The sequence below is a fragment of the Mariniflexile soesokkakense genome, assembly GCF_039650365.1.
Lineage (GTDB): Bacteria > Bacteroidota > Bacteroidia > Flavobacteriales > Flavobacteriaceae > Mariniflexile > Mariniflexile soesokkakense.
On sequence record NZ_JAZHYP010000008.1, the window covers coordinates 85,644 to 111,065 of the forward strand.

The 25,422-nt window shown below is 32.7% G+C and carries 16 protein-coding genes; 10 read left to right on the forward strand and 6 right to left on the reverse strand.

Translation table 11 applies throughout. The features are described from left to right. Nucleotides 1-4: 4 nt before the first annotated feature. On the reverse strand, nt 5-1,066 hold the full coding sequence (locus VP395_RS14005; protein ID WP_346242644.1) for a hypothetical protein: 1,062 nt from the start codon (nt 1,064-1,066) through the stop codon (nt 5-7). Nucleotides 1,067-1,294: 228 nt separating this feature from the next. Here VP395_RS14005 and VP395_RS14010 point away from each other — a divergent pair, with 228 nt between their 5' ends. From VP395_RS14010 to uvrB, 6 genes are all read left to right on the forward strand, one after another. Beyond that, nucleotides 1,295-2,191, forward strand: a complete 897-nt coding sequence (locus tag VP395_RS14010; RefSeq protein WP_346242645.1) for an ABC transporter ATP-binding protein — start codon at nt 1,295-1,297, stop codon at nt 2,189-2,191. Between the two features lie 10 nt (nt 2,192-2,201). Beyond that, complete coding sequence (locus tag VP395_RS14015) at nt 2,202-3,026, forward strand: ABC transporter permease (RefSeq protein WP_346242646.1); 825 nt, start codon at nt 2,202-2,204, stop codon at nt 3,024-3,026. 29 nt (nt 3,027-3,055) lie between these two features. Next, nucleotides 3,056-5,791, forward strand: a complete 2,736-nt coding sequence (locus tag VP395_RS14020) for a T9SS type B sorting domain-containing protein (protein ID WP_346242647.1) — start codon at nt 3,056-3,058, stop codon at nt 5,789-5,791. 221 nt (nt 5,792-6,012) lie between these two features. Next, complete coding sequence (locus VP395_RS14025) at nt 6,013-8,730, forward strand: T9SS type B sorting domain-containing protein (RefSeq protein ID WP_346242648.1); 2,718 nt, start codon at nt 6,013-6,015, stop codon at nt 8,728-8,730. A gap of 126 nt (nt 8,731-8,856) precedes the next feature. Beyond that, the gene (locus VP395_RS14030; RefSeq protein WP_346242649.1) at nt 8,857-13,770 is read left to right on the forward strand and encodes a T9SS type B sorting domain-containing protein; all 4,914 of its coding nucleotides are present in this window, start codon (nt 8,857-8,859) and stop codon (nt 13,768-13,770) included. A gap of 27 nt (nt 13,771-13,797) precedes the next feature. Continuing rightward, nucleotides 13,798-15,801 (forward strand): excinuclease ABC subunit UvrB, encoded by a 2,004-nt coding sequence (gene uvrB / locus VP395_RS14035; protein WP_346242650.1) that lies wholly within the window; start codon nt 13,798-13,800, stop codon nt 15,799-15,801. Between the two features lie 76 nt (nt 15,802-15,877). Here the strand turns inward: uvrB and VP395_RS14040 are convergent, their stop codons facing one another. Beyond that, nucleotides 15,878-16,288 carry a TerB family tellurite resistance protein gene (locus VP395_RS14040; RefSeq protein WP_346242651.1) on the reverse strand — a complete coding sequence of 137 codons (411 nt, stop codon included), beginning with the start codon at nt 16,286-16,288 and terminating at the stop codon, nt 15,878-15,880. Between the two features lie 372 nt (nt 16,289-16,660). Between VP395_RS14040 and VP395_RS14045 the strand changes: the two genes are divergently transcribed. Then, nucleotides 16,661-17,023: a DUF1456 family protein gene (locus tag VP395_RS14045; protein WP_346242652.1), complete on the forward strand. Its 363-nt coding sequence runs from the start codon at nt 16,661-16,663 to the stop codon at nt 17,021-17,023. Between the two features lie 42 nt (nt 17,024-17,065). Here the strand turns inward: VP395_RS14045 and sucC are convergent, their stop codons facing one another. Further along, nucleotides 17,066-18,256: an ADP-forming succinate--CoA ligase subunit beta gene (gene sucC / locus VP395_RS14050; protein WP_346242653.1), complete on the reverse strand. Its 1,191-nt coding sequence runs from the start codon at nt 18,254-18,256 to the stop codon at nt 17,066-17,068. 200 nt (nt 18,257-18,456) lie between these two features. Here sucC and lysA point away from each other — a divergent pair, with 200 nt between their 5' ends. From lysA to VP395_RS14065, 3 genes are all read left to right on the forward strand, one after another. Continuing rightward, nucleotides 18,457-19,692: a diaminopimelate decarboxylase gene (gene lysA / locus VP395_RS14055; protein WP_346242695.1), complete on the forward strand. Its 1,236-nt coding sequence runs from the start codon at nt 18,457-18,459 to the stop codon at nt 19,690-19,692. 335 nt (nt 19,693-20,027) lie between these two features. Then, nucleotides 20,028-20,885, forward strand: coding sequence for an ester cyclase (locus tag VP395_RS14060; RefSeq protein ID WP_346242654.1), 858 nt, complete (start codon nt 20,028-20,030; stop codon nt 20,883-20,885). An 85-nt stretch (nt 20,886-20,970) separates the two neighbouring features. Beyond that, nucleotides 20,971-22,152: an acetyltransferase domain-containing protein gene (locus VP395_RS14065; protein ID WP_346242655.1), complete on the forward strand. Its 1,182-nt coding sequence runs from the start codon at nt 20,971-20,973 to the stop codon at nt 22,150-22,152. Between the two features lie 247 nt (nt 22,153-22,399). Here the strand turns inward: VP395_RS14065 and VP395_RS14070 are convergent, their stop codons facing one another. The 3 genes from VP395_RS14070 to VP395_RS14080 form a co-directional block, all read right to left on the reverse strand. Next, on the reverse strand, nt 22,400-22,954 hold the full coding sequence (locus tag VP395_RS14070; protein WP_346242656.1) for a hypothetical protein: 555 nt from the start codon (nt 22,952-22,954) through the stop codon (nt 22,400-22,402). A gap of 36 nt (nt 22,955-22,990) precedes the next feature. After that, nucleotides 22,991-24,367, reverse strand: coding sequence for a M20/M25/M40 family metallo-hydrolase (locus tag VP395_RS14075; RefSeq protein ID WP_346242657.1), 1,377 nt, complete (start codon nt 24,365-24,367; stop codon nt 22,991-22,993). A gap of 91 nt (nt 24,368-24,458) precedes the next feature. Continuing rightward, nucleotides 24,459-25,325 (reverse strand): PPK2 family polyphosphate kinase, encoded by an 867-nt coding sequence (locus tag VP395_RS14080; protein ID WP_346242658.1) that lies wholly within the window; start codon nt 25,323-25,325, stop codon nt 24,459-24,461. Between the last annotated feature and the right edge of the window lie 97 nt (nt 25,326-25,422).

Here is a 25,422-nt window from a genome sequence, read left to right on the forward strand (position 1 = left end):
CCTGCTATTTAAAATTTACGGGATTAATATTCTCATAATTTTGGGTTAAAAACTCTAAAGATTTTTTTAGTATCTGCCCCATAGATGTGCATTTCATAAACTCAGCATCCAACGTATAATCGTAAATTTTAGATTTTAATAAATCTATATTTTCAGTTTTAGAAATCACATCATCCACCATACAATCTACAAGTTCGTCAATCCGTCCATGAAAACTTTTTAAACGCTTCACCAAAATGGAACGTTCTTCAATTTTATATTGGTCTATAGATAACTTTTGAAAGGTTTCTGATACCAATTCCACCATTTTTAGGTTTTCCTTAAAAAACTGGGGCCTGTAAACATTAAACTTCCCTTCGTACGATTGTTGGTCAAAATCAATTGCCCTAATTTTATAAACCACATGGTCAAAATCGTGGGTAGGCACAATCACATAATTATACGAACGCATATCTCCCAAAAGCCGAATCATACAACGCTCGTTAAACTTTACAAACTCTTTCGCAATTTGAGATTTTTCCGATTTATCGCACTTTGGCAAAAACTTCTTAATAAACTCATCTCCCGGAATTCCTGCAATATGTTCCTCAATTAGCGTATCCTTATAAACCAAAAAATTTAAATTATATGGAGACAGCATATGCTCCAATTCCAAACCATAAACCCGCGACGCATCGGCCGTTTTAATATAAAAATAGGTGTAATTGTCATTCAAAATGTTTCGAATTTTTATTCTAAAAGGTTTCGAATTTCCAAACGTGCAATAATCAATCGCATCTACACTTAAAAACGGAATGGTATTTTCATTTCCATCCGAATGTAAAATAGTATACACTTTCTTCAACGACAATTCAATTTCCTGTCTCTCAAACTCATTATAATACACACGAATCCATAGCGTATCATTATCCTCCTTATCATAAACCACAATCGAGCCTTGAAAACGCAATAAATCATCATAAAAGATAGGGATTTTTATATTCCTATTATACTCAGATAAATACTCGTGTAACTTTGGTTTTATAGGGAAAGATGGTTTTTTCTTAGAAATTATTAAATCGTCCATAGTGCATAAAGTTATCCAAAAGTAACATTTTTTTGGGCGTTACCACAAGGGTCGGGCTATACACTACAATCTTTTTGTTCGTGCCTCACAAAATGGATTTTCGTTTCTATCCCTAACGCACCCAAAATATACTTATTTTTTTTAACATGTAACAAATCGAACAAAGTATCGTCATATTTTTATAACTAACCAAAGCAGTAATTCTTTGCTGCTAAAAAACAGAACATTTTGGAGCCCATCCTTACAATCAATAACCTCACTAAAAAATTTGGCCATCTAACAGCCGTAAAAGAGTTATCGTTTACCATAAACAAAGGCAATGTGTACGGTATTTTAGGACCCAATGGCAGCGGAAAATCAACCACTTTGGGCATTGTCTTAAACGTTGTAAACAAAACCGAAGGCGATTTTAAATGGTTTGATGGCAACACCACCACACACGATGCTCTAAAAAAAGTAGGTGCCATTATTGAGCGTCCCAACTTTTACCCTTACATGACGGCTGTTCAAAATTTAAAATTAGTTTGTAAAATCAAAGCTGTCGATTATAACAAAATAGACGAAAAACTTCAAGTTGTTGGACTTTTAGAACGCAAAAACAGCAAATTTAGCACCTATTCCTTAGGAATGAAACAACGTTTAGCCATTGCCTCTGCCCTACTTAACGACCCCGAAATTTTAATTTTGGACGAACCCACCAATGGTTTAGACCCACAAGGCATTCACCAAATACGAGAAGTTATAAAGCAAATTGCCGCTAAAGGCACAACCATTTTATTAGCATCGCATTTGTTGGACGAAGTTGAAAAAATATGCTCGCATGTAGTAGTGCTTCGCAAAGGAGAAAAACTATATTCTGGAAAAGTAGACGAAATGATTTCAAGCCACGGTTTTTTCGAACTGAAATGCAACAACCAAAAAGCATTAATAAAACTATTGGAAAGTATTCCTGTTTTCGGAAAAATAAAAGTACAAGACACCTTAGTAACCGCATTTTTAAACGAACCCATAAAATCAGACGAATTCAATAAACTCCTGTTCGAAAAAGGCATCATTCTCACCCATTTAGTAAAACGTAAAGAAAGTTTAGAAGAACAATTTTTACAATTAACCGATAAGCAATAATACCAACCACATGCTACGACTTTTAAATTTAGAATTACAAAAACTTTTGCTTAACAGGACAAGTAAAACACTCATATTCATTTCATTCATTTTACCCTTTTTTGTTATTCTACTATCCTCTTTTAAGATTAATGTTTTTGGTTTTTTTACTCTAGAATTGGGTGAATTAGGCATCTTTAATTTCCCCATGATTTGGCACATCACAACCTTTTTCGCCTCGCAATTCAAATTCTTTTTTGCAATAGTAGTGGTAAGCATGATTGGAAATGAGTACAGCAATAAAACCTTAAAGCAAAACCTTATTGATGGGTTAAGCAAAAAAGAGTTTATACTCTCAAAATTTTATACCATAATATTTTTCTCGTTAGTTTCTACAGTGCTAATTACTATTATTTCATTTTGTATTGGCATGTATTACTCCAGCTATAATGAAGCCTTTATTGTTCTTAGCGAAACTAAATTTTTGGTAGCCTACTTTATTAAACTCGTCGGCTTTTTTAGTTTATGTTTATTCTTTGGAATGCTTGTAAAACGTTCCGCCTTTGCCTTAGCTTTTATATTTATTCTTTTTATTTTAGAATGGCTGTTTTTTGGACTCATGGCATGGAAATTAAATGCAGAAATTGCAGAGAAAACCCAAAACTTTTTCCCTTTAAAATCCATGTATAAACTTATAGACCAACCCTTCCAACGTGTTGTTATGACTAAGTTTCCAGATAAAGCAAATTTAACCTACGACTATGCGGTACATTGGCACGAAATCACCATTGTATTGGGTTGGACAGCCTTATTTATATTTTTATCGTATTTATTATTAAAAACGAGAGATTTATAATATCTTTAATAGGCATTTGCTTTTTAAAGATGAAACATTTCACGTCACTTATATGTTGCTTTTTAAGTTTATCTGGATTTGCTCAAAGCGAAGCATCAAATTGGTATTTTGGCTATGGAGCTGGTATTAAATTCAATCTATTTAACCAAACAGTAAGTTCTTTAAACGATGGACAACTTTTCACCCATGAAGGTTGCACTACAATGTCTGACGATTCAGGAAATTTATTATTCTATACAGATGGCACATTTATATGGAACAAAAACCACCAATATATGCCAAACGGAGTAGGTTTACTGGGTGATAACTCAAGTACGCATTCTGCTATTATAGTTCCAAAACCAAATGATTCTAATATTTTTTATGTTTTTACGGTGGGTTCAAGGCAAAGTAATACTGGCTTGCATTATTCCATTGTTAATATGTCTCAGGATAATGGCTTAGGAGCTATTACCACTTCAAATGTTAGGCTTTTAAATCTTACCACAGAAAAAGTAACCGCCGTTTTAAAAGACTGTATTTCTAAATCTATGTGGGTTGTAACTTTTGCATCAGAGGATGGAAACCGTGCTGTTTTCAATACATTTTATGCTTACGAAGTGAGTAACAATGGTGTTAACCCCATTCCTGTAAAGTCAACCTTTCCTTTAAGAATTTCAGATGCGAGAGGTGCTTTAAAATTATCCCCAGATGGAACTAAACTTGCTTGTGCAAATTCAACCGTAGATGATGATAATTCCACTACTAATGATGAATTGTTTTTATATGATTTTGATACATCAACAGGAATTGTATCAAATCCAGTTGAATTAAGGGTCTATGGAGATAATCATAACCCATATGGTTTAGAATTCTCTCCTAATAGTCAATTGCTTTATGTTCATTCATATAACAATTATCGCTCGGATGAAAATAATCAAAACAACAATGAAGTCCCTGAAAATCATCGCTCTACATTAACTCAGTTCAATGTTGCTGGCACTAATATTCAAAACTCCCAGATTGTAATAGAAGAAAGACAACTTTATCGGGGTGGATTGCAGTTAGGTCCAGATGGACGAATATATAGGGCCCTATCCGCTGCTTATGGTGAAGGGCTACCTTATTTGGGTGTTATCAAAAATCCTAATAATATTGGTTTAGCTTGTAATTATGAACATAATGCTATAAACCTTTCGCCCAATGAATCTGGCCAAGGACTTCCTCCATTCATTCAATCTTTATTTAAAAAGCAAATAGATATTATACAAAATGGTGAAAGCGATATTAATTTAACCTTATGTCAAGGAGATACCTATAGACTGATTTCAGAAAATATTGCCGGAGCAAATTTTACTTGGACAAAAAATAATATCAAACTCCCCAACAACACTTACAGCTTACTAGTTACAGATAGCGGCCATTATGAAGTGGAAATAAATCCAAATAATGGAGAATGTACAAAAGAAGGTCAAGCATACGTTTTTTTTAATAATAACCCGCTCTCTAAAAATGTATCGTTAATACAATGCGATGAGGATGGTATTAAAGACGGAATAACTACATTTAATTTAAATGAGGCCTATAAGAATTCATTACCCGAAGAAGGTTTAACATATAAATTTTATATAAACTCAACTAGAACAACAGAAATAAATGGGAGTTCTTATAGAAATACAGTGAACCCACAAACTATTTATGTTACAACAACTAGCACCAACACAAGTTGTTTTTCTTTTTCTGAGTTAACCTTATCTGTAAGTCTTACTGATGTAAATGATACTGTTTTACCCTCTGTTTGCGATGATGATGGTACAGAAGATGGATTACATATTTTTAATTTAAAAGAAGCCGAAACTGAAATATTGAAGGGAATCCCCAATAGCAATTTAGGAATTGCTTTTTATTTAACTTATGAAGATGCTCTTTTAGAAACAAACAGATTACCACTCTATTTCACCAATACACAACCATATAACCAAACTATTTTTGCAAGAGCCGAAAATGCCAACGCTTGTTACGGCATAAGTAAAGTTGATTTAGTTGTACAAAAATTACCAAATGTGGAAGCATATGGTCGTGATTATTATTGCTTAAATAAATTCCCAGAATATAAAATCCTTGATGCAGGTTTGATTGATGACAACCCAAACAAGTACACTTATTTGTGGAACGATGGAGATACAACCCATCAAATACCAATTAATAAAATTGGCATATACACTGTAACCATAACTAGCAAGGAAACTGGATGTAGTAAAGAAAGAAGCATTGTTGTAGAAACTTCAAATACTGCTACATTCAAAGAAATAAATGTTGAAGACGTTACGCAAAACAATGTAATTACAGTTATAGTTACTGGTGAAGGTGTTTATAATTACGCCTTGTATGATACTAAAAATAATTTGTACAAACCCTATCAAGAAAGCAATACCTTTGATAATGTATATCCTGGTTTATACCATGTTTATGTAAAAGATATTGAAAACAATTGTGGTTTTGTCTGGGAACAAGTTTCAGTTATTGGTTACCCCAAATTTTTCACTCCTAATAACGATGGTGTTAACGACACTTGGAATGTTATTGGCATTTCAGAAATGTTTCAACCCAACACAAAAATCCTTATTTTTAATAGATTTGGTAAATTAATTAAAGAATTAGACCCTTTAGGTGATGGATGGAATGGGCTTTTAAATGGACAAAAGCTCCCCTCTGATGATTATTGGTTTTCTGTTAATTTACAAGATGGTCGAAATTTCAAAAATCATTTTACGCTTAAATATTGAACATTTTTTAACCATCAAATCTAATTATAATGCACTTAGTCATAATTATTTTAACTAAATCAAAAATATCACTACTTTCACTTTTATATTAGTTAAATCAACTATATTGTTTTACCCGAATAATACAATATAAATAATCGCCCAAAATCATACTACTTTTTATTTTACATAATGTTTAAAAGCATGATTTATAACATCTTTGATAGTTTAGCTATCCATAAATGAAAAAGACCTTATTAATATTAGCTTTTTTTATTAGTGCTATTTGTTTCGCACAAAATGAAGCATCTAATTGGTACTTTGGCTATGGAGCTGGAATTAAATTTAACCCATTAGATAATTCTGTTTCATCGGTAAATGATGGCCAGCTATCTACAATTGAAGGTTGTACTTCGATATCAGATAGTTCTGGAAATCTATTATTTTATACAGATGGCATATTAGTTTGGAATAAAAACCATCAAATAATGTTAAACGGCACAGGGTTAATTGGAGACCCTTCAAGTACACAATCTGCTATAATTATTCCAAAACCAAACGACCCAAACATTTATTATATTTTTACTGTTGATGATATTAAAAGCAATAACGCCCCTATAAATTTAGGCTTAAACTATTCTGAAGTTGATATGAGTCTTGATGGAGGTTTAGGTGCCCTAACCACCAAAAACATCAACCTTGTTCAAGAATCTTCAGAAAAAGTAACAGCTGTAGTTAAAGATTGTACAACAAAGTCTATTTGGGTGGTAACTTTTGCTTCTAAAAATCAAATATCAGATGTTTTTGATACTTTTTATGCCTTTGAAGTTAACAGTACTGGTGTAAATCCCACACCTGTTACATCTACATTTAGCACACTTGCCATTGAAGATGGAAGAGGCTATTTAAAGTTATCTCCCGATGGCACTAAAATGGCCTGCGCAAATACAGGAAATGGATTATATTTATATGACTTTGATACAGATACAGGTATTGTAAGCAACCAACAATCAATAAGAAAAGTTGGAAACAGTATGTATCCCTACGGTATAGAGTTTTCTCCTAACAGCAATCTACTTTATGTCAACTTTTCAAATGATTTTTTTGGTAATGGGAGTAATAACCCTTCAAATCATTCGTCCTCTTTAATTCAATACAACCTTTCGGCAGCAAACATTGAAAGTTCTGCTATAACAATTGATGACAGAACACTTTATAGAGGCGGTTTACAATTAGGTCCTAATGGGAAAATTTATAGAGCTTTAAGTGTTACCTATAACCAAGGCTCACAGTACTTAGGGCTTATTAATAATCCTAATAATTTGGGAACTGCATGTAACTACCAACATAATGCTATCAGTTTAGCTCCTAGATATTCTTCACAAGGCTTACCTCCTTTTATAACCTCATTTTTTGCAGAAAAAATTGACATTATAGGAAATATAAAATATTCTTCTATTGATTTACCTTTATGTGATGGAACGACCTACACCTTAAAGGGACCAAATATCCCTACCGCAAAGTATACGTGGATGCTAAATGATTTACCTCTATCTGAAAATGATTTTGATTTAGTAATTACACAACCAGGTGTTTATCGAGTTTTGATAGACCCAAAAACAGGAGACTGCGAATCATTATTAGAAGGCGTTGCAGTAGTTACATTCACCCCAAATCCAATAGCATATAACGCCACACTTACTCAATGCGACGAAGATGGTATTGCAGGCGGTTATACAAGATTTAATTTAAATGAAGCAAACAAAGCTTTAACTGGTGGAATTAGTGGCTTATCTACTAAATTTTATTCAGATAGTGATAGAACAATAGAATTGGATGCTACTAATTTTAACCATAATACAGACAACCCACAACCTGTATATGTAAAAGTTATTAATGATACTACAGAATGTTTTGATACTTCCGAATTAACTCTTAATGTAAGTTACACACAAATTGATGATTTTGTTTTTTCAGCGTGCGATGAAACTGGTTCTGAAGACGGTATTAATTCATTTAATATGAACACTATTTCATCTGAAATTCAATTGCTAAATAATATCACAGACCCCATAAGATATTATAAAACATTTGAAGATGCTTTATTGGAACAAAACAATTTGGGTACAACATTTACAAATACGCTTCCATATTCGCAAACTATTTATGCCAGAGTTGAAAGCAATAATAATTGTTTTGGAATTAGTAAAGTATTTTTAAAAATAAACAAATTGCCATCGATTGAATTAAATGAAAACGCTTTGTATTGTTTAAATAAGTTCCCAGAAACCATCACCCTTAATGCTGGAATTATTAACGATTTTCCCAACAATTATACATACAGTTGGTCTACTGGTGAAAACACAAATGAAATACAAGTTAATAATACTGGAACTTACACCGTAACTGTTACTAATACAAATGGGTGCAGTAAAAACCGTGTTATTATAGTTAACCCTTCCAATATTGCAATTATTGACGGTTTTGAAATTAAAGATGCAGGTCAAAATAACACTGTTACAATTTTAGTATCTGGTGAAGGTAATTATGAATATGCGCTATTTGATGAAAACAATACACTTGTAGCATCTTATCAAACAAACAACACATTCAAAAACGTGCATCCAGGTTTTTATACCGTAGCTGTAAAAGACGTTAAAAATGATTGTGGTTTTAAATACGACAAAATTTCGGTAATTGGTTTCCCAAAAGTATTTACTCCAAACGGAGATGGATTTAACGATACATGGCAAGTGTATGGGGTTTCCAATATGTTTCAACCCAATACTAAAATCTATATTTTTGATAGATTTGGTAAATTAATTAAAGAAATATCACCTTTAGGTGAAGGCTGGAACGGTTTATTTAATGGAGACGAATTACCCGTAGACGACTATTGGTTTTCTGTAAAGCTTCAAGATGGTAGAATCTTTAAGAATCATTTTACCTTAAAACGATAAACTTTTACTTAAAAACAATTAAAAATGCATTTCGTCCTATTTTTTTTGCGTTTCATCTAAAATTTATCTATTTTTCGCATCTATTTAATCTAGCACTAGCATGTTTTTTTACCCAAATAAAGCAAAGTGAAAAGAAACCTACATAACTACCTTATTTTACTTCTACTTTTTTGTGGCAGTAACCTCATATTTTCCCAACAAATAACAGTTGATGGAACTGTTGGTTTACAACAACTTATAGAAGACAACTTAGTTAAAAATAGTTGTGTTGATATTACAAACATCACATCATCGGTTAACGGAAGTACCAGTGGTTTTTCAAGTTATGCCTATTTTGAAAGAGGCAGTTCTAACTTCCCGTTTCAAAATGGTATCATGCTTTCTACAGGAAATGCCACATCTGGAGGAAACGGTGTTATAACTCCCACCTTAAGTGAAGGATCTTCAAATTGGGGAACTGACCCCGATTTAGAAACTGCATTAGGTATTACCAACACCTTAAATGCTACCTCTATAGAATTTGATATTGTTTCCATTTCCAATCAGCTTCAATTCAATTATTTATTAGCTTCGGAAGAATATTTTGGCATCAATCCATGCCAATTTTCCGATGGTTTTGTATTTCTTATAAAAGAAGCTAACACAACTAACCCGTATGAAAATATAGCCATAGTACCAGGTACGGTAAATACACCTGTAAACACCAATACAATTCATGATGAAATTTATGGAAGTAGCGGCCCTATTTGTCCAGCTCAAAATCCACAATACTTCGATGGCTATAATATGGGTGATACAAACTATAATGGAAGAACAACGATACTAACTGCTTCGGCAACCATAACGCCATATGTACAATATCATATCAAATTGATTATTGCAGACCAAAATGACATTCAGTCAGATTCTGCCGTTTTTATTGAGGGTGATAGTTTTAAAATTCTAGATTTAGGCGAGGACATTACAACCTGTGCCAGCTTAGTGACTTTAAATGCAGATATACAAAATCCTTCTGCCTTTTACCAATGGTATTTAAATAACAATTTAATTGTTGGTGCGGTAAATCCAACTTTAGATGTCATTCAAAATGGCACTTATAAAGTAGAAGTAACTGTGTCTCTAAACGGTAATACTTGCGTAGAAGAAGATGAGATTGTTGTAGTACTTAATACAGAAGAGCCTATTGCTCCTATAACCAATTATCAACTGTGCGATGATACTAGTGGTGATAGCACTGAAGTGTTTGACCTTTCAACAAAAAGCGTTGAACTTGCTAACAATATTCCTTTTTCCAATTACACATTCAGTTACCATTATTCGGATTTAGAAGCCAGAAGCAATATTAACCCAATTACGACACCTATTCCAAATACCTCAAATCCACAAACTATTTATGTGAGAATTGATGATTTAGACAGTAACTGTTTTTCATATACTACTTTTGACCTAGTTGTAAATCAAACTCCAAATATTGTTAATCCAACACCTTTAGAAGTTTGTGATAGTGATGATTTCCCTGATGGCTACGCCATTGTATATCTAAATGAAAAAGATGATGAAATTACAAACGGGCAAAGTAATTTAGCCGTAACCTATCACTCTTCTTCTACCGATGCCGATACTGGCAGCAACCCATTAGGAACACCATATATTGGTAATACTCCTTATAGTTTTACTGTATATCCACGTGTAACTAACACACAAACTGGTTGTATAAACACCACGTCTTTAACCGTTAACATTACTGTAAGCCCCATAGTAGATAGAGATACTAGGTATCTAGATGCTTGTGATCCCGACCATGATGGATTTGCTGATTTTGATTTAACACAAATAATTGCAGATATTGAAGGTGGTCTAACCAATGTTACAACTACCTTTCATGAAAGTTATGATGATGCACAAACTGGCACAAACCCAATTGCAGACACTACTAATTACCAAAACATAAACCCCGAAGAACAAACCATTTATGCAAGGGTTGAAGATAATAGTACAGGGTGTGCATCTATTGTACCATTAGAGATTCATACTAATTTATTATTAACAGCTACAGATACAGGCGATTATGCATTATGCGACACCAATGAAGATGGAAATGATGCTGCCGATTTTTATCTTACTTCTGTTGAAGCTCAAATAGCAAATGATTTACCTTTTCCTATTCAGGTTACCTTTTATGAATCTGAATCTGATAGGGACGCTAACACCAACCCTATTGATAAAAATACGCCATACAACGCTGTAAGTCCAAAAGTGCTGTATATTAGAATTGTTAACACCGATACAGGCTGTAATGATGTTTCTGATATAACGCTTTTAGTTAACCCAATATTATTTTTTGACCCTGCCAGCCCATTACCCTATTGTGACACAGATGATGATGGATTTGTGGATATAGATTTACATTCCTTAGATGACACTGTTACCAACGGCAATTCAGATTTTGTAGTCTCATATTTTTTATCATTTCAAGACGCCGATGACAATAATAATGAACTCACTTCGTTTTCTAGTACACAACCCATAGAAACATTATATGCACGCATTGAAAATATAAATTCAGGATGCTTTACCATAAATTATTTTCAGATTGAAATATTGCTAGCACCTTCTACAACACAACCCATAGACATAATAGAATGTGATGATTCCGACGGTAATCCAGATGGATTCTACATTATTAATCTTAATAATAAAATTGACGAAGCAGTAACCGATAGAACAGGTTTAAATATTAGCGTCCACACCTCTTTAAACGATGCCAATACGGATGTAAACCCAATTCCAGATTCCGATTTAACAACCTATAATTCAAATACACAAACACTTTACATAAGGGTTCAAGACGCCCTATCATCAACAGGTTGTTATGCTATTGAACCTTTTGAAGTCATTATTAATACCTTACCTAACTTTCCTGTAATAAGTAATTATCAAGTTTGTGAAGATGATGGCGATCGTTTTGCAGATTTTTTATTATCTGAAAAAGACACCGAAATACTAAACGGCCAAACAGGAAAAGAGGTGTTTTATTTTGAAGATGCCGCTTTAACAATTCGTATAGATAAAAGCACGATCTATCAAAATAAAACAAGCCCACAAACCATTTATGTAAAGGTTGAAAACATAACCGATATTAACTGTTTTGGTACTTCGTCGTTTATATTACAAGTATCACCAGATCCCATTTACAATGTGAATTTTGAAGATTATTTGGTTTGTGATGATGCCAGTAACGATGGTAAAAATATTTTCAATTTAAATGACAAAAGAAATGAAATAGCACAAGGTTCTACAGATAATTTAAATATCTCATTCCACTTAACACGTCAGCAAGCTGAAGCTAATACAAATGCTTTACCAAATCAATACACCAATGCTACAAACCCACAAACACTTTTTGTACGGATTGAAAGTAGCGATTCATTATGTTTTATTATTGAAGAATTGGGTATAAACATTATTGCAGCACCAGACATTTCCAACGTATCAGCACCTTTAATAGAATGTGATGCTAATTACGATGGTATAACTCCTTTCAATTTAGAAACTGCCGATTTTGAAATTAACGACCGAGTTCAAAGCAATCTTATTACAAATTATTTTGAAAATTTAAGCGATATTAACCCAAATGATGGCTTGGATAATTCAAATGAAATCCCAAACCCTTCAAATTATAATTCAAATTCTAAAACCGTTTATATAAAAGTTGCAAACACCTTAACTGGTTGCTACAGTGTAATTCCTTTAGAACTTATTGTAAACTTACCTGCACCAACCAACACTATTGGAACTATTCAAATATGTGATAATGATACGGATACTTATGATTTATCATTGGTAAACGACATGATTGTTAATGATACAAATGGTGTTACAATCTCATATCATAACACTCAAAATGATGCAGATACCAATATAAATCCTTTACCAAACACTTACAATTATACAGCAAGCAATCATACCATTTATGTGAGGGTTTCAGATAATACAACGGGCTGTTTTATTGTACAAGCATTTAATTTACAAATAAACCCAAATCCAATTGCCAATACAACATCTGGTTTAATTTCTTGCGATGATGATTTTGATGGCTTTTTCGAATTTAATTTATCAGCAACTGCAAGCGCCATATTAGGAACACAAAATGCAAATGCACATACAGTTACTTATTATAATGATTCAGCAAATGCCGAAGCTAGAACTAATGCTCTAGGTAATTTGCATTCAGCTTTTAATGGTGAAATTATATATGCAAGAATAGAAAACAATGCAACAGGTTGTTACGATGTTACTCAATTTTCAACCATTGTAAACCCGCTTCCAATTATACCTGTTAATGATATAGTACCATTGTGTTTAAACAATTTACCATTGGTTATTGATGCCTATACTGGAAACCCAAATGACACATACTTATGGTCTACAGGAGCAACAACCCCACAAATTATATTAAATGATGCGTCCCAAATAGGTGATTATTGGGTAACTGCTACAACTCCGCATGTTATTTCAAATGATTGTTCATATACCCATTTTTTTAAAGTTATAGAATCAGAAGCTGCTAACATTAACTTTACAACAACAGTAGATTTTGCAGACCCAAACAGTATTACCGTTGATATTAGTGGTATAGGCGATTATGTTTTCATTTTAGATGATGGCGAACCCCAAACATCAAATGTATTCGAAAATGTAACATTTGGTGTTCATATAGTAACTATAAGAGATTTAAACGGTTGTGAAGACGTTTATACTGAAGTTGTTGTAATAGACATCCCTAAATTTTTCACACCAAATAACGATAGTTATTTTGATACTTGGCATATTGTAGGCATCAACCAGCTACCGGGAACCATTGTTTATATTTATAATAGGTATGGTAAATTACTTAAAACCTTGCCTCATACATCAATTGGGTGGGATGGTACTTTTAATGGACAAAATATGCCATCAGATGATTATTGGTTTGTTGCAAAAGTTATTCAAAACGGAAATGCTTTTGATGTAAAAGGACACTTTGCTTTAAAGCGGTAACACATTTATTTTGTGTAATTTTGCAAAATGAAGTTTAAAATTGAATCAGAATTTCGTCCAACTGGAGATCAACCGGAAGCCATAAAACAACTGGTTGCAGGTATTAATTCCAAAGAAAAATACCAAACATTACTTGGTGTAACAGGTTCTGGAAAAACTTTTACGGTTGCCAATGTAATTCAGGAAGTTCAAAAACCAACTCTAGTTTTAGCGCATAACAAAACGTTAGCAGCTCAATTATACTCAGAATTCAAACAATTTTTCCCAAATAATGCGGTAGAGTATTTCGTATCCTATTACGATTATTACCAACCAGAAGCTTACATTCCCGTATCGGGTGTTTTTATAGAAAAAGATTTATCTATAAACGAAGAAATTGAGAAGATGCGTTTAAGTGCCACCTCTTCCCTACTTTCTGGCAGACGAGATGTATTGGTAGTAGCATCGGTTTCGTGTATCTACGGTATTGGAAACCCTATTGAGTTTCAAAAAAACGTGATTACTTTAGAAAGAGACCAAGTTATTTCTAGAACTAAACTATTGCATCAATTGGTACAAAGTTTGTATTCGCGTACCGAAGGGGAATTCAATCATGGAAATTTCAGAATTAAAGGAGATACGGTAGATGTTTTTCCAAGTTACGCCGATGATGCCTTTAGAATTCACTTTTTTGGTGATGAAATTGAAGATATGGAATCCTTTAACATTCAAACCAATCAAGTTATTGAAAAATACGATTTGCTGACTATTTATCCGGCAAATATGTTTGTTACTTCGCCAGATATTTTGCAAGGTGCCATCAAAGAAATTCAGGATGATTTGGTAAAACAACACGATTATTTTAAAGAAATTGGCAAACATTTAGAAGCAAAACGAATAAAAGAACGCACCGAGTTCGATTTAGAAATGATTCGTGAATTAGGCTATTGTTCTGGTATAGAAAACTATTCCCGTTATTTAGATGGGCGTTTACCCGGAACACGCCCCTTTTGTTTACTCGATTATTTTCCAGACGATTATTTAATGGTGGTTGATGAAAGCCACGTCACCATTTCACAAGTGCACGCCATGTATGGTGGCGACCGAAGCAGAAAGGAAAACTTAGTAGAATATGGTTTTAGATTACCCGCTGCTATGGATAACAGGCCTTTAAAGTTTGAAGAATTTGAAGCCATCCAAAACCAAGTTATTTATGTAAGTGCAACACCTGCTGATTATGAACTTAAAAAATCGGACGGTATTTATGTAGAACAAGTAATTCGTCCTACAGGTTTACTAGACCCCGTTATTGAAATCCGACCCAGTTTAAACCAGATTGATGATTTAATTGAAGAAATTCAACAACGTGTGGAAAAAGATGAACGCACCTTGGTAACCACACTAACCAAACGCATGGCAGAAGAATTGACTAAGTATCTTGACAGAATTCAAATTCGTTGTCGCTACATACATAGTGATGTGGATACTTTAGAGCGGGTAGAAATCATGCAAGATTTACGAAAAGGTTTATTTGATGTTTTGGTTGGTGTAAACTTATTGCGTGAAGGTTTAGATTTACCCGAAGTATCTTTGGTTGCTATTTTAGATGCCGATAAAGAAGGTTTTTTACGTTCGGCACGTTCACTTACACAAACCGTTGGTAGAGCCGCTAGAAACCTAAATGGCAAAGCCATCATGTATGCCGACAAAATTACAAACAGCATGCAAAAAACAATTGATGAAACCAATTACAGACGCGAAAAACAAATAGCCTACAATACAAAATACAACCTCACCCCAAAAGCACTAAACAAAAGTTTGGATAATGCTTTATCCAAAAATTCGATAAGTACCTATAGTTACGAATTAGAAGCCGCAAAAGCAGCCGAACCAGAAAGCGCCTATTTAACCAAACCAGAATTAGAAAAGAAAATTCGTGATAAACGTAAACTTATGGAAGAAGCAGCAAAAGCTTTAGACTTTATTGTAGCTGCAAAATTACGTGATGAGATTAAAGCGTATCAAACAAAAATGGAAAAGCTAAGCGTTTAAAACGTTTAGCTTTTCTATAACCTAAGTAGGTCAAATTATTAAAACACGTTAGAAATTAAAACTTAGCAGGTACTATTTAATTATATTGTGTTTTAAAAATATCTATTAATACGTCTGGTGGAACTATTTTATTAGGAAAACTTTCCATTAAATATAACACTTTGGTTATCGATTCGTGGCTTAACCCCATACGCAATCCAAAGTTATATAATTTGATGGCGTTTTTAGAATTGTTATCACCATTATCTCCATCAATGTTCATTAATAACACCAATCTGTGAAATTGAACAATACGCTCGCTATGCGATTTTAAATGAATATAGTTAATTGGGTGCTCGATCAGATAATCAAAATCTTCACGCGAAATTTCAAGCTGTTTAGCAACGCCTAACAAAAAGTTATATTCTATATGCTTTATGTCTTTATCGTACTTAGCGAAAGCTATCATTTCGGATAGAAGACTTAGTTTTTCTACTCTATTAATCATGTCTTGAGGGATTAATTAATTACTTTATAAAGATACGCACAACAGTAATTTAATAATCGTGGATAATATGTAACTTATCGAAAACCCAAACGTAGTTGGTCGTAAATTTTATTTATTTCATCAATAAAAAAAATTATCACACTAAAAATTCGATGCTTTTTTAATAACAATTTTTTGATATTAACTTAAAAAATTACGAACTAAACATCTGATTATCAATAATTTAATTTCATATAAATAATATTAAATTAAGTGAATCAAAATAAATAATTAGGGTATCTTTACAAAAAATTACAAAAACGCTAGAAAAGTAACTTCTTAAATGCATTATCGATAAACGGTAACCCGTATATAAATTAAAAAATTATAGATATGACAAACAACGATACATTAAAAAAACTACGTGTTGCCTTAAAGCTTCGGGATGATGATATTGTAAAGATTTTAGAGCTCGTAGATTTTAGAATTTCTAAAAGTGAATTGGGTGCTTTTTTTAGAAATGAAGACCATCCGAAGTATATGGAGTGTGGCGACCAAATTCTAAGAAACTTTTTAAATGGCTTGGTTATTCATTTAAGAGGGCCGATGCCAGATAAAAATACCAATAAAGAAAAAGGTTCGAACACCAAGTCCGAAACTGAACAAGGCGAAGCTTCCGCGAAAGTACCACAGAAAAAATTTAAAAAGAAGAAAAGTTTATTACATTCTAAAACAAACAAAAAGAGCAACGATTAACGTTGCTCTTTTGTATTAAGATTCCCACTTTCGCAGAAGTTATTAAGCTAATACTAGCTGTACTTTATCTGCCGCTTCTTGAAATTCAGTTGCACTTAATACAGCTAAACCAGAATTATCGATTAATTCTTTAGCAATATCAGCATTCGTTCCTTGTAAGCGTACAATAATTGGTACATTAATAGTTCCCATGTTTTTGTAAGCATCAATAACACCTTGTGCCACTCGGTCGCAACGTACAATACCACCAAAAATATTGATTAAAATAGCTTTTACAGCTGGATCTTTTAATATGATTTTAAATGCCGCTTCAACACGAGCCGCATCTGCAGTACCACCAACATCTAAAAAGTTTGCTGGCTCACCACCTGCTTGTTTAATTAAATCCATGGTTGCCATTGCTAAACCAGCACCGTTAACCATACATCCAACATTACCATCTAAATCTACATAGTTTAAGCCTTTTTCGCCAGCTTCAACTTCAATTGCACTTTCTTCACGTATATCACGTAAATCTACATAATCTTTATGTCTGTAAAGTGCATTATCATCAATAGTAACTTTAGCATCTACAGCTAAAATTTTGTTATCGCTTGTTTTTAAAACTGGATTGATTTCAAATAAAGAAGCGTCAGATTTCACATAAGCGGTATAAAGATTGGTAACAAACTTTGTCATTTCTTTGAAAGCTGTACCAGATAATCCTAAATTAAAAGCAACACGTCTTGCTTGAAAAGGTAAAATACCAACTGAAGGATCTATTTCTTCAGTAAAAATTAAATGAGGTGTTTCTTCTGCAACAGTTTCAATATCCATACCACCTTCAGTAGAATACATAATCATATTACGACCTGTGCCTCTGTTTAATAATACAGAAACATAAAACTCACTTGTTTCACTTTCACCTGGATAATAAACATCTTCAGCAACCAACACTTGGTGCACTCTTTTACCTGCAGCAGACGTTTGAGGTGTAACAAGATCCATTCCAATAATGTTTCCTGCAATTTCTTCTACTTCTTTAAGGTTTTTAGCAAGTTTAACACCGCCACCTTTACCACGGCCACCTGCATGAACTTGTGCTTTAATAACATACCAGCTTGTACCTGTTTCGGCAGTTAATTGTTTTGCAGCGGCTACTGCTTCTTGTGCATTTTGAGCAACAATACCTTGTTGGATACGTACTCCAAAGCTGCTTAATATTTCTTTACCTTGATATTCGTGTAAATTCATAATTTGCTAAATAGTTTAAGAAGGGCAAATGTAAATAATCATGTTTACTTACCCTAATAATTAATTACTAAAACGCTTATTTTGAATTAAAGTTTTTTAAATTGTTAGATAATTAACTTTTTGTTTAATTTGTTTAATTTTTTATTTATTTCTTTTTTATTGATATTAAAGAAATATCTTTGGCAAAAATTTTGAAAATTATGTTGGAAAATCAATTGCTTAAAATAGCACAAGATTTTGGGAGTCCGGTTTATGTTTATAATGCCGAAAAGATTGAAAGTCAATACAAAAGACTTACGAATGCTTTTAAAGCTGTAAAAAGTCTTAAAATAAATTATGCTGTTAAAGCATTATCTAATATATCTATATTAAAACTTTTTAACTCATTAGGCTCTGGAATAGATACCGTTTCTATACAAGAAGTGCAATTAGGATTGGCTGCTGGTTTTTTACCAGATCAAATTATTTTCACGCCTAATGGTGTTTCTTTAAATGAAATTGAAGAAGCAGCAAAACTTGGTGTTAAAATTAATATTGACAACCTTTCTATATTAGAACAATTTGGAACAAAACACCCAAAAACCCCTGTTTGTATTCGTATAAATCCGCACGTTATGGCTGGAGGAAACGCGAATATTTCGGTAGGACATATCGATTCTAAATTTGGCATCTCTATTCATCAAATACCTCATATTTTGCGTATTGTTGAAAATACTAAAATGACTATTAACGGTATTCATATGCACACGGGTAGTGACATTTTAGATATTGAAGTGTTTTTATATGCTAGCGAAATATTATTTGAAACCGCAAAACAATTTAAAAATTTAGATTTTATTGATTTTGGTTCTGGTTTCAAAGTACCTTACAAACCAGGTGATATTGAAACTAATATTGAAGAATTAGGTGAAAAATTATCTAAAAAATTTAATGATTTCTGTAAAGAATACGGCAAAGATTTAACATTGGCTTTCGAACCAGGTAAGTTTTTGGTGAGTGAATCCGGAAGCTTTTTAACTAAAGTAAACGCTATTAAACAAACAACCTCAACAGTTTTTGCACAAGTTGACTCTGGTTTCAACCATTTAATACGCCCTATGTTTTACGGTTCTCACCACGAAATAATAAATATTTCAAACCCAAAAGGACGTGAACGTTTTTACACGGTTGTTGGATATATTTGTGAAACTGATACTTTTGGAAATAACCGTCGTATCAATGAAATTAATGAAGGTGATGTATTATGTTTTAAAAATGCGGGTGCTTATTGCTTTTCAATGGCTAGTAACTATAACTCTAGATTTCGTCCTGCAGAAGTATTATGGTACAAAGAGAAAGCACACCTTATTAGAAAAAGAGAGACCTTTGAAGATATTATGAACAATCAAATTGAAGTAGATTTTACTTCTAAAAAAGAAAAGGAATTGATTAAATAAATTCCATATTAAATCTTAGTTATTAAAAAATGCTTAACAGTTGTTAAGCATTTTTTTTGCTTTCATAACATGTTTTATGAATATAGTTTAAAATATTTGCTAATATTCAATATTTTCTTTAATATTATAAGAGATTTCCCCTAAGTCTTTTTTAACTATCTAAATTATAAAGAAGACTTCATGAAAAATTCACCTTTTAGATTTTTCAAATTTTTAAAACAAAATAAAACCCTATTTACTTATAGTCATCTCACATTTTGTACAACCCAAAGTATGTGCATCATGATTATTATCTTTTATTCACTGTTTAAAATAACCCTTAAAAACCAATCAAAATGAAAAATTCAGTAACACTATTTCTTATAATTATTGGACTTAGCATGGTATCTTGTAATAATACAAAAATTGAAAAAAACATAAAAATGTATTCCGATACTTGGAACCATATTGTTAACGATGGCAACTTAGACCTCATTAACAATACAAATTTCACCGAGGACATAACTATGATAGCTAGTCCAGAAAATGTTGTAGGCATTGAGAATTTCAAGGCCTATTACCAAAACTTCATAACTGGATTTTCTGATATTGAATTTACAGTTGTTGATATTTTTGGTCAAGGTGATAATATTGTGAAACATTGGAAATTCAAGGGAAAACACACAGGTGATTTCTTTGGTATTCCAGCAACAGAAAAATCGGTAGATATTGAGGGCGTTACAATAGCTAAAATGAAAGATGGCAAAATTGCCCAAGAACAAGATTTTATGGATAACACCCTATTTATGCAGCAATTGGGTCTTTCCCCTAATCCTGAAAACGCAACTATTATTAACCAACTCTATACAAATTTTGGAGAAGGTAATATAGAAGCCGTTTTAGGAATGATGGATCCTAATATCCAATGGAATGAATCAAGCTGTAGTTCCTATTCAGATGGCAACCCTTACTCTAGTCCTGAAGCTATTTTGAATGGTGTTTTTGGAAGAATTGGACAGGATAACGAGTATTTTAAACTGGAAAACATAGAACTTGCAGGACTTGGCGATAACAAAGTATTGGCATCACTCAATTACGATGGTAAATCTAAAAAAACAGAGCAAACCTATAAAACTACCGTTGTTCACCTTTGGACATTAAATAATGGAAAAATAACTGCTTTTCAACAATACATTGGCATAGGAAAACAATAATAAAGAACATGAAAAAGGCAATGGTTTTACGTTAATATATTGACAATATACAACTTAACGATACTGTAAAGTAGCAAAAACGCATATGGCACTAAAAACCAATAGAATAGAATCTATCGATATTTTAAGGGGCGTTGTTATGGTTATCATGGCATTAGACCATGTTAGAGATTATTTTCATTACGGGGCTTTTTTTAGCGACCCCACTAATTTAGAAACCACAACACCTATTTTGTTTTTTACACGGTTTATAACACATTATTGTGCGCCCGTATTTGTATTTTTAGCAGGAACCTCGGCCTTTCTATATGGCAGTAAAAAAACAAAGACAGAGCTATTTAAATTCTTATTAACACGGGGTCTTTGGTTAATACTGTTAGAAATTGTCGTGAACAATCTTATCTGGAAATTCGACCTAAGCTATAGCAGAGTTATTCTTCAAGTAATTTGGGCCATTGGGTTTAGTATGGTAGTTCTATCTTTTCTAATTTATTTACCGAAAAAAGTGTTGTTAGCTATTGGATTGATTATTGTTTTTGGACATAATGCTTTAGATGGCATTGTTAGAAATGGTAATAGTTTAATAGATAATGTTTGGTATATCCTACATCAGCCCAATTTCATACCTTTTGGAAATAATAATGATATTGGTGTGTTTTATCCTGTATTACCCTGGATTGGACTTATGGCTTTAGGTTATTGTTTAGGGCAACTTTACACCAAAGACTTTAATATTGATATTAGAAAAAAATGGCTAATAATTTTAGGTACCGGGTCTATTACCTTGTTTTTCATTTTAAGAGGCATTAATGTTTATGGTGACTTAGTGCCTTGGACAGTTCAAAAAGACACTACTTATACCGTTTTATCATTCTTCAACCTTACTAAATATCCACCTTCATTAACATATATCTTAATCACTATTGGTCCTGCCCTACTATTCTTATACAATATAGAAACCGTAAAAAACAAATTAACCGATTTCTTTTTGGTCTTTGGGCGTGTACCACTATTCTATTATTTTTTACATGTTTTGGTTATTCATGTTTTGGCTATCATTGGCATATTAATATTTGGTGGAAATTGGCAAGATATGATTTTAACCAAAGAAGTATTTGCCAATGCAAAACTATTAAATTACGGCTATTCGCTTTTTATAGTGTATCTTGTTTGGACAGGTGTTATATTTCTACTTTATCCTTTCTGTAAAAAATATATGATTTATAAAGCTGAAAATAAAAGCAAATGGTGGTTAAGTTACCTATAAACCATAAAAACTAATATGACACAAAAAGAAGAAGGCTTTAAAAGCGTTTTTCCAATACTTTATATAATCGCTATCCTGCATTTTCAATCAAATTTAGCAATTAATGAAATCATTGCTACAGTAATAATTATAAGTACTTTATCATTAATATTTGTTGTTATTAAATATTTTAAGAAAAGACATCATGCTTAATTTTTTCAGAAACATCCACCATAAAAGCATTTAAAAGTAAGAAAAACAATTAATGTTACTCACTAACTTTCCCGCTAAAAACATTCACTTTAGAGTTAAAAGGATTTCCAGAAGCACGCCGCAATAAAACCACTTGTCCGCAATGCCACAACGCATCTGAAATGGGTCCGTTAACAATATTCCAAAATGGTACTTCGGTATTTTCTAGTTGAAAAGAAGTTTCAGTATTTCTCAAAACATCCGATACCGCTTTAAAGTTCATCAATGTTTGTTTGCGTTTTTCTTCAAAAGAAAGTTCTGTCTTATTTGTGTCTTTATTATCTCTTAAAATACTGTTACGAATAAACTTAGATAAACCGTAAATATGTTCGATAGTTTCTATAGTTTCTCGCCCAGATGCACTGGGTTTATAATTTAAATCTTCATTACGCAGACCTTCGGTAGCCCAATAATATCTAAAGCCCAAACCATCAATCATTCTAGCAGTTACTGAATTTGCTGTGTACGCTTCATCGTATTCAGGAATTTCATAATAAGGTAATGTGTCTTTTGTTTGAGCCATTGTAATCACAGAATATACTAAAATAAAGATATATATGAATGGTTTCATTTAATGGGTTTTAGGTATTTAGTATTTCAATATTAATTATTTCACACCATATTTATCAAACAAATATACCAAGGCTGTCATAGTCGCTGCACCTAATTCTAATTCGCGTTTATTAATAGCATCAAAGGTATCGTTACCCGCATGATGGTAATCGAAATAGCGCTGCGAATCTGGAAATAAACCAACTAAAACATTGGTATTATTTTTAAGATAATCAATATCTGCTCCACTTCCACCCTTTTCAAAGTAATGAACCATATAAGGTTCAAATAAAGGTTTCCATTGTGTTATTTTATTAAATTGAGCATCACTACAATCAAAAGAAAAACCTCTTGGTGTAAACCCTCCCGAATCACTTTCTAAAGCAAACACATGGTTTTCTTTTTTTGTTTTGGCATCTTCGGCATATTTTATTCCACCACGTTTACCATTTTCTTCATTCATAAATAACACAACTCTTATACTGCGTTTTGGTTTTATACCTATTTCTTTAAGTAAGCGTAACACATCCATAGATTGTACTACCCCTGCCCCATCATCGTGCGAACCATCTCCTAAATCCCAAGAATCTAAATGTCCGCCAACAACCATGTATTCATCTGGAAACTGGCTCCCTGTTATTTCTCCAATAACATTATAAGATTGCACATCTGCTAATTGCTTACAGTTTTGTTTGAAATAGAGTTTTATATTTTTATCAAGCTGCAACATGGTGCTTAATACTTCAGCATCATTAGTGCTTATGGCTGCTGCTGGAATACGCTTTTCTAATGGTAAATCGCCGTAACTCATGTTACCTGTATGAGGTAAATCATCTAAGCGTAAATTCAAAGACCTAACAATAACAGCTACAGCACCATATTTTGAAGCTTCTTCCGCACCTTTTTTACGCTGATTATTAGCTTCTGAATAAGCATCATGAGTGTTCATTACATCTGGCTGCATGGGGCGGTTGTAGAAAACTATTTTTCCTTCTATATTGGCTTTTCCTAAGGCTTCTAATTCTTCAAAGTTTTTAACTTCAACAATATTTGCTTTTATTCCAAGTGCTGGAGTTGCTACCGAACCTCCTAATGCACAAATATTTATTGTATTGGTTTTACCCGGTGTTGTTTCTATATAGGCATATTCTTTAGCGCCACGCACCCATCTTGGAACCATAACAGGCTGCAACCAAACCTTGTCTAAACCTAATTTTTCAAGTTCTTCTTTTGTGTATGCCACGGCTCTTTCAGCTCCTAAAGAACCCGATAGACGGCTACCTATTTGGTTCGATAAATGGTTTAACCATTCGTAGCTTTTACCGTTAGTTAAAGAGGTGTTGTATATGTTTTTTAAAATTGCTTCATCGGTTTGGGCGTTTAACCCTATTGAAATAAAAAGACAGTATAATACTGTAAAAATTTTTATCATAACATTATTCAATTTTAGGCTAAAAATAGTATTTATAAAAGGGGAGACCTCTAAAAGAAATCATAAAAAACACTTAATAAAGCTATAAAACTCATTCACTTTCTAATTCTTGCCTATACGAAGACATATTTGCTTTTATTTTATCGTCCAACTCAGGTTCTTGTATATCGTCATATTTTTTCAGGGTATCGTACATAATTTTAGCCACCATGTAGCGCGCAGAATCTTTATCATCTGCAGGGATGGTGTACCACGGTGCATGCGACTTTGATGTTCTGTTAATGGCATCTTCATAACAAGCCTGGTAGTTATCCCATAGTTTGCGTTCTTTCAAATCGCCTGGAGAGAACTTCCAGTTTTTTTCTTGCTTATCTAAACGACGGAGTAACCTTTGTTTTTGTTCTTCTTTTGAAAGATTTAAAAAGAACTTGAAAATAATCGTACCATTTTCGGCTACATGTTTTTCAAAATTATTTATTTGTTGAAAACGGGTATCCCAGAAAGCATCATCAATATCTTCAACGGTGTTTACTGTTGGAATGTTTTCACCTAAAATATATTCGGGGTGTACTCGGGTTACCAACACATTTTCATAGTGTGTTCTATTAAATACACCAAATTTTCCACGTTCAGGAAGTACTATATAATGTCTCCATAAATAATCATGTTTCAACTCTAGTTCTGTAGGCACTTTAAAACTATGTACCACCACACCCCTTGCATTAAACTCTTTAAACACCTCACGTATTAAACTATCTTTACCAGCTGTATCCATACCTTGTAAACAAACCAATACCGCATATTTTCCATGGGCATACATGGTATCTTGAAGTTTTCCTAGTTTTTTTCTAAGGTCTTTTAATTGGTCATCTGCTTTATCAATTACTAGTTTTGTTTGGCTGTTTTTTAGAGCTATTTTTGAGGTTATTTTAAAATCTTGAGGTGAAAAATTTTTCATAAATCTTTAGAGTTAGTAATAATTTTTATAAATATACTAAAACAATAAATTCTTTAAGAAGGTTATCTATTTGGAAAATTTTATTACTTTCGTTCAA

Coding starts and splice junctions, on each gene's coding strand:
- VP395_RS14005 (WP_346242644.1), bottom strand. CDS start 1,066: ATGGACGATTTAATAATTTCTAAGAAAAAACCATCTTTCCCTATAAAA.
- VP395_RS14015 (WP_346242646.1), top strand. CDS start 2,202: ATGCTACGACTTTTAAATTTAGAATTACAAAAACTTTTGCTTAACAGG.
- VP395_RS14020 (WP_346242647.1), top strand. CDS start 3,056: ATGAAACATTTCACGTCACTTATATGTTGCTTTTTAAGTTTATCTGGA.
- VP395_RS14025 (WP_346242648.1), top strand. CDS start 6,013: ATGAAAAAGACCTTATTAATATTAGCTTTTTTTATTAGTGCTATTTGT.
- uvrB (WP_346242650.1), top strand. CDS start 13,798: ATGAAGTTTAAAATTGAATCAGAATTTCGTCCAACTGGAGATCAACCG.
- VP395_RS14040 (WP_346242651.1), bottom strand. CDS start 16,288: ATGATTAATAGAGTAGAAAAACTAAGTCTTCTATCCGAAATGATAGCT.
- VP395_RS14045 (WP_346242652.1), top strand. CDS start 16,661: ATGACAAACAACGATACATTAAAAAAACTACGTGTTGCCTTAAAGCTT.
- sucC (WP_346242653.1), bottom strand. CDS start 18,256: ATGAATTTACACGAATATCAAGGTAAAGAAATATTAAGCAGCTTTGGA.
- lysA (WP_346242695.1), top strand. CDS start 18,457: ATGTTGGAAAATCAATTGCTTAAAATAGCACAAGATTTTGGGAGTCCG.
- VP395_RS14060 (WP_346242654.1), top strand. CDS start 20,028: ATGAAAAATTCAGTAACACTATTTCTTATAATTATTGGACTTAGCATG.
- VP395_RS14065 (WP_346242655.1), top strand. CDS start 20,971: ATGGCACTAAAAACCAATAGAATAGAATCTATCGATATTTTAAGGGGC.
- VP395_RS14070 (WP_346242656.1), bottom strand. CDS start 22,954: ATGAAACCATTCATATATATCTTTATTTTAGTATATTCTGTGATTACA.
- VP395_RS14075 (WP_346242657.1), bottom strand. CDS start 24,367: ATGATAAAAATTTTTACAGTATTATACTGTCTTTTTATTTCAATAGGG.
- VP395_RS14080 (WP_346242658.1), bottom strand. CDS start 25,325: ATGAAAAATTTTTCACCTCAAGATTTTAAAATAACCTCAAAAATAGCT.